Raw genomic sequence first — 13,046 nt, 5'->3', positions numbered from 1 at the left:
ATGAACGATTTTTATGTAGTGTCATTTAACTCGACACATCATGCAATAAGGACTGAGAAGTTACTTGAGTCTGAGGGACTTAAGATAATGACTCTTCCAACACCTAGAGAGATTGCAGCTAGCTGTGGTCTATCTATTAAATTTGATTATGATGACTTTGATAGAATCAATGTCATTATGACAGACAACTCTCTTGAAAGAAGAGGTATCTTCCATATAGTCAAAAATGAAGATGGGAGTAGAGAGGCAATAAAGATAGAGGATTAAAGGAGGGATTTTATGGCCTTGGATTTAAAGGTGGGATCTCTTGTTGAATTAAAAAAGCAACATCCTTGTGGCAGTAAGGAGTTTACTATTACTAGGACGGGCGCCGATGTAAAATTTAAGTGCAACAATTGCGGTAGAGTTATCATGCTTGATAGGGAGACTGCAGAAAAAAGAATTAAAAAGTTTTTGTAATTAATTTTAAGGCCCTGCCTTATGCAGGGCTAGTAAATTGATATATTATTTTGTTTTTAATTAATGGAGGTGCTTTTAAAATGGCAGTAAAATTTGCAAAAAGACTTGAAAATGCGGAAGGTTCAGCAATTCGTGAAATCCTTAAGTTAGCTTCTAATCCAGAGGTTATCTCATTTGCAGGAGGATTACCAGCTCCAGAACTATTCCCAGTTGAAGAAATGAAGAAGGTTGCTGAAGTAGTTCTTGAAGAACAGGGACAGGCAGCAATGCAGTACTCTGCAACAGATGGTTACCTACCACTAAGAGAAGCTATAGCTGAAAGAATGAACAGAAAGTTATACACTAATGTTGAAGCTAAAGATATATTAGTTACTAACGGTTCTCAGCAGTGTCTAGATTTCATGGGTAGAGTATTCCTTGATGAAGGAGATAAGATAATAGTAGAAAGTCCATCTTATCTAGGAGCCCTTAATGCATTTAAGGCATATGGTCCTCAGTTTATAGAAATACCAACAGACGGAGACGGTATGATAATGTCTGAACTAGAAAAGGCATTAGAAGAAAATCCAGATGTTAAGTTCATCTATGTTATACCAGACTTCCAGAATCCATCAGGAAGAACTTGGCCAGTAGAAAGAAGAAAAGAATTCATGAAAATCATCAACAAGTATGAAATACCTGTTGCAGAAGATAACCCATACGGTGAATTAAGATTCGAAGGTGAAATATTCCCATCTCTTAAGTCATTTGATGAAAAGGGTCTAGTACTATTCTTCGGTACATTCTCTAAGATACTTTGTCCAGGATACAGACTTGGTTGGGTTGCAGCAGCACCAGAAATTATTGAAAAATTCAATATATCTAAGCAGGCAGCTGACCTTCAGGCTTCTACAGTATCTCAGATGGAAATAGCTAAGTTTATAGAAATGTATGACCTTGATGCTCACGTTGAAAAGATCAAGGAAGTATACGGACACAGAAGAACAGTTATGATGGATGCTATGGATGAATATTTCCCTAAGGAAGTTACTTTCACTAGAACAGATGGTGGTCTGTTTACTTGGGTAACTCTTCCAGAAGGCATAGATGCAGCTAAGTTAATGAGGGATGTTGTTCTTCCAAACAACGTTGCTTATGTACCAGGTGAACCATTCTATCCAAACGGTGGAAATGCTAACCACTTTAGAATGAACTATTCTTGTATGCCTGATGAAAGAATAGTTGAAGGCTGTAAGAGACTAGGTAAGGCTCTTTACGAAGCAATAGCGGCTTTATAAGAAAGACTTTACAAAATAAATTTAGTATAATATATATAATATTATTGGAAACGGTCTCCTCTACGGGGACCGTTTTTTATGGTATAATTATTATAAGAATAATTAAAATTAGGAGGATGTTTATGAAGTACGATGAACAGATATACAGACCACCCAAGGAATATAAGTCTATACTTCTTCAGGTAACCAGTGGATGTACCCACAATAAGTGTAAGTTTTGTGGTATGTACAGGTATACCAACTTCAAGATGGAGTCTCTAGACCAGATAGAAGAGGATGTAATAGAGGCCAGCCAGCACCCATACTATAGGGGGGTCAAGAGAGTATTCCTATTAAATGGTAATCCATTTGTATTAAAAACTGAAAGACTCCTAAAAATAGCAGATATAATACACAAGCACCTGCCACAGGTAGAGGTCATATGTATGTATTCATCTATCAAAGATATAGAAAACAAGTCTGACCAAGAGCTAAAGATGCTTAAAGATGCAGGTATAAATGACCTTTATCTTGGTATAGAATCAGGCAACCAAGAAGCCCTTGAATTTATCAATAAGGGAAACACAGTTGAAGAGGCTATTACTCAAATGAAGAGGCTAGACAAGTTTGACTACAATTACTATGCTATGATACTTACAGGTCTTATGGGACGTGGAGTAGACAAGGCTATAGAAAATGGAAGGTTGACTGGCCTTATGCTATCCCAGGTCAATACTAGGGGTATATTTCCTATGTCAGTGACCCTCGTACCAGGTACGGAGCTATGGGACTTGAATAGGAGGGGTGAGTATGAAGAAGCTACGGAGTACGACAGGTTGATAGAGTTAAGGTCTATCCTAGAAAATCTCCACCCACAAAAGACATCCCTATTATCATCTGCCCACAACTCAAACACTATGTATATAAAGGGAATAGCTCCAAGAGACAATGACAAGATGATAAAAGAGATAGACGATATTCTATCTGAAGCATCTCCTGAAGAAATGCAGGATTGGATAGATAGGGGACGAATTAGATTGTAGGCATTAGTAAAATATTTATAAGATAAGAATGTTTTTGAAGATAGATTAAAAATCTTAAAAGAGCTTAAAAGGGGTTTAAAAAAATCAAAAATTGAACATAAGTTATTGAGTGACAAATCTCTCCTCACTATTTGTTATTTAAAAAAACAGACTAGATAATTAGTCAGTCAGCAATCTATCAGCAACAAGTAAAGTTGTAAATACAAGATCAAACTAGTAGATAAAAATTAAATTGCAAATATTATATGTCAAATTCTTATATTTATCTTGACGGATCGCTTCTAATAGGATAAAATATATGGGTATGAGAATAAAAGATTCTCGTCTCTGCTCCGAGTAGGATCGGAGCCGTATAGTCCAAAGGGAGGTGAAAAATAATGAAAGCTTATGAATTACTTTACATAGTAAAGCCAACTCTAGATGATGAAGCTAGAGAAGCTGTACTAGAATCAATTAAGAACATAATAACAGAAGCTAACGGTGAAGTTGGTGAAGTTGATGTTTGGGGAAGTAGAAAGTTAGCTTATCCAATCCAGAAGTTCAGAGATGGTGTTTACACATTAGTGAACTTTAAGGCAACTGTTGATTTTCCAAAGGAATTAGACAGAAGATTAAAGATAAGTGAAGACGTAATAAGACATATCATAGTTGCGCAGGATGAAAAATAATAGGTGGTGTTAATATGAACAATGTTGTACTAGTCGGAAGATTAACTAAAAACCCAGAATTGAGGTATATACCAGGTTCTGGAACACCAGTGGCTACATTCACATTAGCTATTGATAGAGATTACAAGAATAGGGATGGTTCTACAACTACCGACTTTATTCCTGTAGAGATAATGGGAAAGCCAGCCGAATTTTGTGCCAATTATATTACAAAAGGAAGATTAGTAGGAGTTCAGGGTTCTATCAGAGTTGATAGATATGATGCTGCTAATGGAGAAAAGAGAAGCTTCACAAAGGTCGCAGGTCGTAACATACAAGCTTTGGAAAGTAAGAATAGCCAGGCTTCAGGTAGCGTAATGCCAGGTCCATCTGATGGTGGATTTAGTGCTCCTAAGTTTGAGCCAAGTGACGTAGTTAGTCCTTCTGAATTTTCAGCTGTTGACGATGACGATGTGCCATTTTAATGGAGAGGAGAGATTTAGTCATGATAAACAAGAAAAGACGTAAGAAGAAAAGAGTTTGTCAGTTCTGTGCTGACAAGAACACTAAAATAGATTACAAGAACTATCAGAAGCTAGAGAAGTTTGTCACTGAAAGAGGCAAAATACTTCCTAGAAGAATAACTGGTACTTGTGCTAAGCACCAGAGAGAGCTTACAAAGGCTATCAAGATGGCAAGAAATATAGCTCTATTACCATATACAGTTGAATAAATCTATATTGTAAATATAACAAAGGTCGCTGACAATCAGCGACTTTTTTTATATCTACAAAATGTCTAAGAAGGTCAATTGATTTACATTATACATCTAAGGTGGTATAATTAAGTATGGTATACACTCTTAATAATGGGGTATTAATACCTAAATTACCATTGGAGGTGGTGAATTGAGCTTTGATAAAAAAACAGAAGAAGAAAATAGAAAATACCTAGAAGAATTAATTAAAAGAAATTATATCAATCCTAATATAGTAAATGCTATACTGGTTTTATTGCTGTCTTTATTGGTGGCTTTAACAGTAAAGACTACCTATATATTTGCAATAATCGGACTTATACCAATGACTATATTGGCTATGAGGGCTAATATGGTATATTCTATATCAGCAGTCGGTATTTTGGGTGCACTTGCATACTCACTGGGCGGGTCTGGACAGGCTGGAGCTATAGTACTTGTATATCTATTACCGGCAACTATATCCGGGCTTATCTTTTCTAAGAGTTTTATGTATAAGTTTTCCAATTATTCTAATGTGGGGATTTTCTCTAAGGAGACGGGCAAAGAGGTTATGACATTTATAAATCTCAAGCTATTCTTTGTATCCATAGTAGTGTATGTAGTTGGTATAAGTACTTACTACCTATTTATGAAATATACTCAGGGAGTTGACCTTATAAAGGAGATGCAGGTATTTTTTGACAAGTTTTTAAAACTATACCTAGCCAATATAGGTCAGGAAGAAATAGACAAGTTAAACAAGGTCGGAGCTATTGACCAATTGAAAAATATAGCCAGTATGGTTCCGGTGTTTGTTTTCTTGAGGGCTGTTATCCTAGCGCTTGTGACGTATTATGTAGCACCCCTAATCGCCAACTTAGTATATGAGAAAAAGATACTGAACCTTCCTATAAGTATGATTATACTTCCTGGAAATCCTGTTGTATTTATGTTTATAAGTATACTGATCCTATTTTCTATAGGTTGGTTTTATAAGGAATATAATATGGATATAGTTATAAATAACTTTATCATTGTTATGAATATCCTATTTTTCTTGGAAGGTATTTCACTTTTTATCTTCAGTATAAAAAAATGGGGTAGTATTAAGAAAAAGGTTAACTGGTTCTTGATATTGGGACTTACAATTGTTATGGGTGTATTGCCCGGAATAGCAGTTATAGGTATGTTAGACAATATGATGAATTTTAGAGAGAGATGGTTGCCTTTAGTAGGAGGGAATAATGAAAAATAAGAAGGGAAAAAAATATGTTTCTGATTACCTCGAGTATATATGTTTTTTAGTGATGTTGGCCCTATGCCTATATGTCCTTCTTAAAAATATATTACTCGGACTGGCGGCTATAATAGTCACTGTGGCAATCATATACGTATGGAGCAGAAATAAAAGGTTGGAGTCTGATAGTTGGAGAGAAGATGTAAAATCTTTGACTATGACTTGTGATAAGATGACTAGGACTTCAATTGCCAATATACCCGTTCCAGTATGCTTTATCGAGCTAAATGGAAGGATAATATGGGCTAATAAAAAGTTTGAAGAGATGGTGTCAGACAAATATCCAATCGACAAGGAATTAGAAGACTATGTCGGCGATATCACTCTTAGGAAGATACTAGATGAAACAAAGGTTATAGAAGATGAGTACAGCTTCAATGATAGGGACTACAGGATAGTATATTATTTCAACAAGAAAAATGACATACAAGACGGAAGTGTAGACTATATGGCTGTTATATACTGGTTTGATATTACAGACCTAAAGAACCTAAATAAAGAGCTTGAAAACAATAGGGAAGTAGTCCTAAATATACAAGTTGATGGTTATGAGGAGGTCATGAAGTCTACACCAGAAGAAAACAGACCTATTATAGCAATGGATATTGAGAGGCTTCTTACTAGTCTTCAAGATGAGACCAAGGGACTGCTTACCAAGGTCACAAATGACAAGTACCTACTATTTACCAATGAAGAGTCCCTAAATGAGCTTGAAAAGAGCAAGTTCTCTGTCTTGGAAAAGGCTAGGGAAATAGAGCATGGCAACTCCCTACCCGTTACTATGTCAATAGGTGTTGGCCGTGGAGGAGATACCATAGAAAAGACTGGGGAATTTGCATCAGGAGCTATGGATATGGCTCTTGGCCGTGGAGGAGACCAGGTCGCTGTAAGAGACAAGGAAGGATTTAACTTCTATGGAGGTAAGTCCAAGGGGTATGAGAGAAAGACCAAGGTAAAATCAAGGCTGATAGGTCTTGCTCTTAAAGAGATAATCAACCAGTCCAACAAGATACTTATAATGGGTCACCACTATCCAGATATGGATGCTATGGGGGCTGCAGTTGGAGTATATGATATATGTAAGTCCTTTGGCAAAAAGGCAAATATAGTCCTTAACGATGTTACTGAAGCAGTTGAAATATTTGTCGAGAGGGTCAAAGAGGATGATTACTACCAGGATATATTTATATCGCATGACAAGGCTATAGACATGTGTGATGAAAACACCCTAGTGATAGTTGTAGACACACACAGGCCAAGCTATACAGAGTGCAGCAAGCTACTTGATATATCTAAGAGGATAGTGCTTATAGACCACCACAGAAGGGGCGTAGAGTATATAAATGACACAGTACTATTATTCCATGAGATATATGTATCATCTACTTGTGAGATGGTTACAGAGCTAATCCAGTATATCGATGCCGATATAAATATAAATAAGCTTACGGCAGAGGGGCTACTTGGTGGTATATACCTAGACACTAAGAATTTTGAGTTTAAAACAGGTGTTAGAACATTTGAGGCTGCATCATTCCTTAGGAATATGGGGGCTGATACCCTAGCAGTCAAGAAATTCTTCAATTCTCATGCAGAGGACTTCTTGGTAAAGGCAGAGATAATACAGAGAACAGAGATAATAGACAACAAGATATGTATATCCTATTCAAATGAACAGATAGATAATATAAATATAGTGATTGCCAAGGCAGCAGACGAACTCTTAAATATCAAAAAGATAGAGGCATCCTTTGTACTGGGGATGAAGGGAGACGTGGTGTTCGTTAGTGCAAGGTCAATTGGTGATATAAATGTTCACGTATTGATGGAGAAGATTGGAGGAGGAGGTCATCTTGATATAGCTGGAGCCCAGCTAAAGGATGTCAGCCTATCTCAGGCCTATAATATGGTCAAAGAAATTATTACAGATTATTTAGAGGAGGAAGAATAACTATGAAGGTTATTTTATTAAAAGATGTAAAGGGAACAGGTAAAAAGGGAGAAATAAAGGAAGTAAGCGACGGATACGCAAGAAACTTCCTACTAAAGAAGGGCGCTGCAGTAGAGGCTACTGGAACAAATATGAAGGAGTTAGATGAAAAGGCCAAGTCAAAGGAAAGAAAAGAGCTAATAGCCTATGAAGAAGCTGTCCTACTAGGCAAGCAGATGGAAGAGGTCAATATAGTTATAGAGGCCAAGGCTGGAGAGGGCGGAAGGTTATTCGGTTCAATAACATCAAAGGAAATAGCAGAACAGCTAAAGAAGCAGAAGAACATAGATGTAGACAAGAGAAAGATAAGTCTTGATGAGCCAATCAGGTCTTTAGGATCAAGATTTGTAGATATAAAGATACACCAGAAGGTTACAACAAGAATAAGAGTAGATGTAAAGGAAATATAGTAGGAGCGACTTAGATAGGTCTAGGTTGGATAAATATAAAAATCTGATCTTAAATAAGTAGTAAAATAGAGAGCGAGGTTTTTACCTCGCTTAAAATTTATAAAGGAGTGAAAATAGTGGAGGATATCAAAAAAAATATTCCCTATAGTCTGGAGTCTGAACAGTGCGTAATAGGGTCTATTCTCTTGGATGCAGATACATTTTTAATAGTTGATGAAGTCCTAAATGGGGATGACTTCTATATAGGGTCCCATAAGATCATATATGACACTATGGCCGAACTCAACAATGAGAGAATACCAATAGATGTCGTAACATTGTCTGAGAGAATAAGAAATAAGGGGCTCCTAGACCAGATAGGTGGAGTCAATTACCTTACTAGTACGACAAGGATTATACCTACTACCTCAAATGTAAAAACATATGCAGATATAGTAAAAGAAAAATCTATATTAAGGAGGCTCATAGAGGCCTCAGGAGATATAATGAATCTTTCATACAATCCAGGTGAGAGTATAGAGGAGATCCTAAATATAGCAGAAAAGAAGATATTCGATATATCTCAGGACAATGCCGGTGTAGACTTTAACCCCATAAATGAAATCCTTAAAAACGTATTTAAAAATATAGAGGACAACTACAACAACGGAAGTGAAATGACAGGACTTGATACAGGCTTTAAGGACCTAAATGACAAGCTAGGTGGATTCCATAAGTCCGACCTGATCCTAATAGCTGCAAGACCTGGTATGGGTAAGACGGCCTTTGCCCTTAACCTAGTTGCCAATGCAGCCCTAAGAGCCAAGGCTAAGGTGGCGGTATTCTCCCTTGAAATGTCAAAGGAGCAGTTAGTTCAAAGACTTGTATCAGCCCAGTCAAATGTAGAGCTAAAGAATATAACTACTGGTAAAATAGCAGACAATCAGTGGTCCGACCTGATAGACGCTATGAAGGTCTTGGGTGTAGCCAATATATATATAGATGACTCTCCGGGCATAAAGATGTCTGAGATTAGGACCAAGTGTAGAAAGCTCAAAATAGACCAGGGACTTGATATGATAATGATAGACTACCTTCAGTTGATGGAGGGGGATGGAAAGGCTGAGTCAAGACAGCAGGAGGTCTCAAAGATATCCAGAGGTCTTAAGATCCTAGCAAAGGAGATGGATTGCCCAGTGCTTGCCCTATCACAGCTATCTAGAAATACGGAAAGTACAAAGGACCATACACCTAAGCTATCTGACCTTAGGGATTCAGGGGCCATAGAGCAGGATGCAGACATAGTAATGTTTATATATAGAGAAGATTATTATGAGGAGATTGAGACTAAAAAAAAGAATATAGCCGACATCAAGATAGCCAAAAACAGGCATGGAGAATTGTCAACTATTGAGCTTGTATGGATAAGTGAAATACAAAAATTCAAGGACAAGGCAAAAGAAATAGGAAGCTAAAATCTATATATAGATTTTGTTAATTTTAAAAAAGATAAATTTAAAGTTATGATATGTTCAATATAAATAACGAATTTACTAATGAATATAGTTAATGGGTCGGTATAATAAATTGGTACCAAAATTCTAAAAATTTATGAGTTATTCACAGAAAATATGTTCTTTTCAACAGAAAAATGTGGATAACTCTATTTTTTTGTGTGTATTACTTGATATTTAGGGATTGTATTATCCACTTACTCCACAGACTTATACACAATTTTTGTGTATAAGTCTGTGGTTAAGTCTATGGATAAGATTTAGGTCAACCTTAGGTCGGGACCATAGAATTCAAATATTTTAAAATTACCGACGATTCTAGATGTGATCCTATCTGTGTATACTTGGTATAGCATACCTACATCTAGATTTGTTGATATAATTGTCTTTTTCTTAGAATTAATCCTAGAGTTAAGGATGTTAAATAGTTCTGATATTGTAAATGAGTTGACCATCTCTGTTCCTAGGTCATCTATAATCAAGAGGTCTGTTTCGTAGACGTTATTGTAGTTTTCTTGGTCTGACCTAGAGTAGTCCGCTCTTTTAAACCTGTATTTTTCTATTATGTCCATTAGGTTAAAGGCTGTCTGGTAGATTACAGTGTGGCCCTCTTTTAGGATCTCTCTTGCTATACAGCTGCAAAGGTAGGTCTTACCAAGGCCTGGAGTTCCTGTGAAGAGTAGATTGTCCTTGCCACAGGTCTTGTTCTCCTTGAAATAATAGAGATATTCGTCAATGTCTGACATTATGTTTTTCATATTTTCACGAGGGCTGAGTTCGTAGTTTTCAAATTCTTGGTCTGAGAAAACAGAAAAATTAAACTTGTCAAAATTGCTATCTTCCAATATCTTGTCTAGGTTGGACATCCTATAGGAGTCTTGGAGGATTTTCTGCTTTAGGCACTTACACTGGTCGCCTGACTCCAAAAATCCGGTATCCTTACAGATTGGACACCTGTACTTTAGGTCTAGGTAGTCACTAGGTATCCCATAGTATTCAAAGAGGTCTGACTTTTTCTTTATCATAGAGTTAAGCTCATACCTCATAGTCTCTATATCTTCATCTGAACAAGAATTAAAGAGCATCTTGCTTATATTAAGACCCATCATCCTGATGTCATTGCTAAGAGAGGCTATATCAGGATATTTTTCATTGATTTCTTTGATTCTATTTTCTTGTAGAGCCAAGTTTTTATCTCTTGTGTACTGGTAGTCGAGTAGGATTTCTCTTTCCTTGCTAGGATCCATATCTATACCTCCTTACTTTTTATTTAACTTACGTACTAGCTGGGTTAGTTCCTCTGGTGAATACTTGGAGGCAGCTCCCTGCTTATAGTTGTGAAAGGCAGTTTTTTTGACAGGGACAGCCTGTCTAGGTGATTTAGCCTGTGAGTGTTTTTTCTTATCCTCTTTGGCCTTGATGAATCTCTTATCCTCTGCCTCTACATCTTCTAGGGTCTTTACTCCTGACTTATGCCATGCCTTTATTATACCATCTATATACTTTATACTAGGCGTACTAGTATTTATGGTCTTGGAGCAGGCCATAAGAATCATGTCCTTGTCCATTTGATACTTTTCTATCCAATCCTCCATGACTTCTTCTTCATAGGAAGTTGGATTTTTTCTATTTATACCTAGAGACCTAAATACTTCCCTGTATATTTCATTTTTTGTCCTAGACTCTTCCTCGTACAGGTCTAGGTCATGGAGGCTGGAAATATTGTTGTCAAACCAAGACTTCATAATGCCTTTTACATAGCTTATAGACTTTATTCTACCCTTGTTTTCACTCGCCCTTACAAAGGCTGTTATGGCTAGGTCTGTATTTAGCTGATAGTATTCTATGGCTTCCATTATTTCTAGCTTTTCATTTGGAGTCAGTGGACGACCCGCTATTGCTTCTATATCTTCATACATACTTATATAGTCACTACTAGAAGCCTTGTCCACATCGTATTCCTGATCTTCACCCAGGGGTTGGTCTAGGTGCTTTTTGATATGGTCGTATTTGATATCCAAGAACTCTATGGATATTGTATCATTTGGGCCTGTATGGATTTTAACCACACCCATATCCTCCCAAAATCTCCAAGCATCCATTACTTCTTCTTCAGATATGCTAAGGGTTGTTGCTATTGTTTCATTGTTTAGGTCTTCTTTTGCTCTACCCCTGTAGAAATAAGCTTCCCTGTATCCTAGAAGGAAGACTTTTAATTGATCTCCAGAGGCTATTGGTATGTACATATCCAAGAAAAGACTTGGTATAGTGACATCACTATAAAGTTCATTTTTTATTGTTCTGTAAAACATTAGTCCTCCTTTCTTTGGCCCTACTTGTGGTAGGGTTCTGAGTTATTTATCCTAAATGACCTGTAGATTTGCTCTAGTAGTATGAGCCTCATCAACTGGTGTGGAAAGGTCATAGCCGAAAATGAAAGCTTGAAATCAGAGGCCTTTAGTACTGAATCAGATAGACCCAAGGATCCGCCTATTACAAAGTTTATATGGCTATTGCCGCTGACACTCAGGTCGTTTATCTTTTTGGCAAGGCTCTCAGAGGACAAGTTTTTGCCGTCTATAGCGAGGGCTATAGTATATGAGTTTGGCCTTATCTTTGAGAGAATTGCGTCTCCTTCTGTGTTCTTTATTATTTCCATATCCCTTGGACTCAGGTTTTCTGGAGCTTTTTCATCATTTAGCTCTATTATTTCCAACTTGGCATATCTAGACAATCTCTTGGAAAATTCATCTATGCCCAGCTTAATATATTTTTCTTTTATCTTTCCGACAGATATTATACTTATCTTTAACATTATTTTTTCACCTCGTGTAGGGATGATAGGGAGTCTCTAAGGAGTATATCTAGGTTTACGTCCTTGCCAATTATCATGGAGTTTTCCTTTAGGATATGGTTTGATGTCTCGTATGCCAGTTGGGGGAAGTTATTTTCCCTACTGAGATGGGCCAGAAGTATGTGTTCTGTACCATTGTTTATAAGGTCTACCACAAACTTTGCAGCATCCTCATTTGACAGGTGGCCTATATCAGACATTACCCTCTTTTTTAGGGCGTAGGTATATGAACCCATCAGCAACATCTCCTTGTCATAGTTAGACTCTAGAATTACTAGGTCAGAACCTAGGATATTTTTTCTGATATTTTCTGACACATGGCCTATATCAGTTGCTATTGAGATCTTGTTGTCTTTTTCGTTTGTAAATCTAAATCCTACAGGGTCACTGGCATCGTGGCTGATAGAAAATGGCTTTACCAAAAGGTCTTTTATATTGTAGGCCTTGTCGTTTTCAAATATATTTACAAGGTTTTCGTCAACCTTGCCTATCTTTGATTTTGTCGCAAGCCAGGTTTTATAATTTATATAGATAGGTAGTTTGTAGCGTCTTGATAGGATACCTATACCCTTGATATGGTCTGAATGTTCATGGGTAACCAGTATGCCATCTAGCTTTGTTGGGTCAACTCCGATTTCCTCAAGAGACCCTGTGATTTTCTTGCCGCTAAGTCCTGCATCTACAAGGATATTTGTATCCTTAGAGCCTACATAGTGACAGTTTCCGCTTGAACCACTACCGATTGAGCAGTATTTTAACATAAGCACTTCCTTTCATTTGTATATAAATATTATAAGCCATATTTTGTTTTATTTCATCAATTTTTTGTACTATGCTTATATGTGGATATTGTCCTAA

The 13,046-nt window shown here is 36.8% G+C and carries 15 protein-coding genes; 11 read left to right on the top strand and 4 right to left on the bottom strand.

The window, feature by feature from the left end; all coding sequences use genetic code 11:
• The 11 genes from HMPREF0631_RS01925 to dnaB all read left to right on the top strand — a co-directional run bounded on the left by HMPREF0631_RS01925 (position 1) and on the right by dnaB (position 9,295).
• Positions 1–267: a DUF3343 domain-containing protein gene (locus HMPREF0631_RS01925; protein ID WP_002842948.1), complete on the top strand. Its 267-nt coding sequence runs from the start codon at positions 1–3 to the stop codon at positions 265–267.
• A 12-nt stretch (positions 268–279) separates the two neighbouring features.
• Positions 280–459, top strand: a complete 180-nt coding sequence (locus HMPREF0631_RS01920; protein ID WP_002842904.1) for a DUF951 domain-containing protein — start codon at positions 280–282, stop codon at positions 457–459.
• A gap of 80 nt (positions 460–539) precedes the next feature.
• The gene (locus HMPREF0631_RS01915; protein WP_002842975.1) at positions 540–1,736 is read left to right on the top strand and encodes an aminotransferase-like domain-containing protein; all 1,197 of its coding nucleotides are present in this window, start codon (positions 540–542) and stop codon (positions 1,734–1,736) included.
• A 122-nt stretch (positions 1,737–1,858) separates the two neighbouring features.
• The gene (locus tag HMPREF0631_RS01910) at positions 1,859–2,758 is read left to right on the top strand and encodes a radical SAM protein (protein WP_002842988.1); all 900 of its coding nucleotides are present in this window, start codon (positions 1,859–1,861) and stop codon (positions 2,756–2,758) included.
• A gap of 377 nt (positions 2,759–3,135) precedes the next feature.
• Positions 3,136–3,426, top strand: coding sequence for a 30S ribosomal protein S6 (gene rpsF / locus HMPREF0631_RS01905; protein WP_002842919.1), 291 nt, complete (start codon positions 3,136–3,138; stop codon positions 3,424–3,426).
• A 14-nt stretch (positions 3,427–3,440) separates the two neighbouring features.
• Positions 3,441–3,890, top strand: a complete 450-nt coding sequence (locus HMPREF0631_RS01900) for a single-stranded DNA-binding protein (RefSeq protein WP_002842990.1) — start codon at positions 3,441–3,443, stop codon at positions 3,888–3,890.
• A gap of 20 nt (positions 3,891–3,910) precedes the next feature.
• Positions 3,911–4,138 carry a 30S ribosomal protein S18 gene (rpsR, locus tag HMPREF0631_RS01895; protein WP_002843026.1) on the top strand — a complete coding sequence of 76 codons (228 nt, stop codon included), beginning with the start codon at positions 3,911–3,913 and terminating at the stop codon, positions 4,136–4,138.
• Positions 4,139–4,313: 175 nt separating this feature from the next.
• On the top strand, positions 4,314–5,399 hold the full coding sequence (locus HMPREF0631_RS01890) for a DUF2232 domain-containing protein (protein ID WP_002842966.1): 1,086 nt from the start codon (positions 4,314–4,316) through the stop codon (positions 5,397–5,399).
• Entirely contained in the window at positions 5,389–7,392 is a 2,004-nt protein-coding gene (locus HMPREF0631_RS01885) for a DHH family phosphoesterase (protein ID WP_002842867.1), read from the top strand. The genes HMPREF0631_RS01890 and HMPREF0631_RS01885 overlap by 11 nt, the downstream gene beginning before the upstream one ends.
• A 2-nt stretch (positions 7,393–7,394) precedes the next feature.
• Positions 7,395–7,841: a 50S ribosomal protein L9 gene (gene rplI / locus HMPREF0631_RS01880; protein WP_002842980.1), complete on the top strand. Its 447-nt coding sequence runs from the start codon at positions 7,395–7,397 to the stop codon at positions 7,839–7,841.
• 116 nt (positions 7,842–7,957) lie between these two features.
• The gene (gene dnaB / locus HMPREF0631_RS01875; RefSeq protein WP_002843093.1) at positions 7,958–9,295 is read left to right on the top strand and encodes a replicative DNA helicase; all 1,338 of its coding nucleotides are present in this window, start codon (positions 7,958–7,960) and stop codon (positions 9,293–9,295) included.
• A gap of 299 nt (positions 9,296–9,594) precedes the next feature.
• On the opposite strand, the gene HMPREF0631_RS01870 is transcribed toward dnaB, so the two are convergent.
• The 4 genes from HMPREF0631_RS01870 to HMPREF0631_RS01855 are packed head-to-tail and all read right to left on the bottom strand — an operon-like array spanning position 9,595 to position 12,949.
• A complete protein-coding gene (locus HMPREF0631_RS01870; RefSeq protein WP_002843005.1) occupies positions 9,595–10,581 on the bottom strand; it encodes an ATP-binding protein in 987 nt (328 codons plus the stop codon).
• Positions 10,582–10,593: 12 nt separating this feature from the next.
• Positions 10,594–11,646: a DnaD domain-containing protein gene (locus tag HMPREF0631_RS01865; protein WP_002843037.1), complete on the bottom strand. Its 1,053-nt coding sequence runs from the start codon at positions 11,644–11,646 to the stop codon at positions 10,594–10,596.
• A gap of 20 nt (positions 11,647–11,666) precedes the next feature.
• Positions 11,667–12,149: a 23S rRNA (pseudouridine(1915)-N(3))-methyltransferase RlmH gene (gene rlmH, locus HMPREF0631_RS01860; protein ID WP_002843042.1), complete on the bottom strand. Its 483-nt coding sequence runs from the start codon at positions 12,147–12,149 to the stop codon at positions 11,667–11,669.
• The gene (locus tag HMPREF0631_RS01855; protein ID WP_002842946.1) at positions 12,149–12,949 is read right to left on the bottom strand and encodes an MBL fold metallo-hydrolase; all 801 of its coding nucleotides are present in this window, start codon (positions 12,947–12,949) and stop codon (positions 12,149–12,151) included. Before HMPREF0631_RS01855 ends, rlmH begins: the two co-directional genes overlap by 1 nt.
• Positions 12,950–13,046: the final 97 nt, after the last annotated feature.

The organism is Peptostreptococcus anaerobius 653-L (genome assembly GCF_000178095.1).
Classification (GTDB): Bacteria; Bacillota; Clostridia; order Peptostreptococcales; family Peptostreptococcaceae; genus Peptostreptococcus; species Peptostreptococcus anaerobius.
Note: the sequence above shows the minus strand (reverse complement) of the source record. Positions and strands in the feature narration are given on the sequence as shown.

Excerpts from the sequence above, each read along its gene's own strand:
- HMPREF0631_RS01920 (WP_002842904.1), top strand. The coding sequence starts at position 280 with ATGGCCTTGGATTTAAAGGTGGGATCTCTTGTTGAATTAAAAAAGCAA.
- rlmH (WP_002843042.1), bottom strand. The coding sequence starts at position 12,149 with ATGTTAAAGATAAGTATAATATCTGTCGGAAAGATAAAAGAAAAATAT.
- rpsF (WP_002842919.1), top strand. The coding sequence starts at position 3,136 with ATGAAAGCTTATGAATTACTTTACATAGTAAAGCCAACTCTAGATGAT.
- HMPREF0631_RS01910 (WP_002842988.1), top strand. The coding sequence starts at position 1,859 with ATGAAGTACGATGAACAGATATACAGACCACCCAAGGAATATAAGTCT.
- rpsR (WP_002843026.1), top strand. The coding sequence starts at position 3,911 with ATGATAAACAAGAAAAGACGTAAGAAGAAAAGAGTTTGTCAGTTCTGT.
- HMPREF0631_RS01865 (WP_002843037.1), bottom strand. The coding sequence starts at position 11,646 with ATGTTTTACAGAACAATAAAAAATGAACTTTATAGTGATGTCACTATA.
- rplI (WP_002842980.1), top strand. The coding sequence starts at position 7,395 with ATGAAGGTTATTTTATTAAAAGATGTAAAGGGAACAGGTAAAAAGGGA.
- HMPREF0631_RS01900 (WP_002842990.1), top strand. The coding sequence starts at position 3,441 with ATGAACAATGTTGTACTAGTCGGAAGATTAACTAAAAACCCAGAATTG.
- HMPREF0631_RS01855 (WP_002842946.1), bottom strand. The coding sequence starts at position 12,949 with ATGTTAAAATACTGCTCAATCGGTAGTGGTTCAAGCGGAAACTGTCAC.
- HMPREF0631_RS01885 (WP_002842867.1), top strand. The coding sequence starts at position 5,389 with ATGAAAAATAAGAAGGGAAAAAAATATGTTTCTGATTACCTCGAGTAT.
- HMPREF0631_RS01925 (WP_002842948.1), top strand. The coding sequence starts at position 1 with ATGAACGATTTTTATGTAGTGTCATTTAACTCGACACATCATGCAATA.
- HMPREF0631_RS01915 (WP_002842975.1), top strand. The coding sequence starts at position 540 with ATGGCAGTAAAATTTGCAAAAAGACTTGAAAATGCGGAAGGTTCAGCA.
- HMPREF0631_RS01870 (WP_002843005.1), bottom strand. The coding sequence starts at position 10,581 with ATGGATCCTAGCAAGGAAAGAGAAATCCTACTCGACTACCAGTACACA.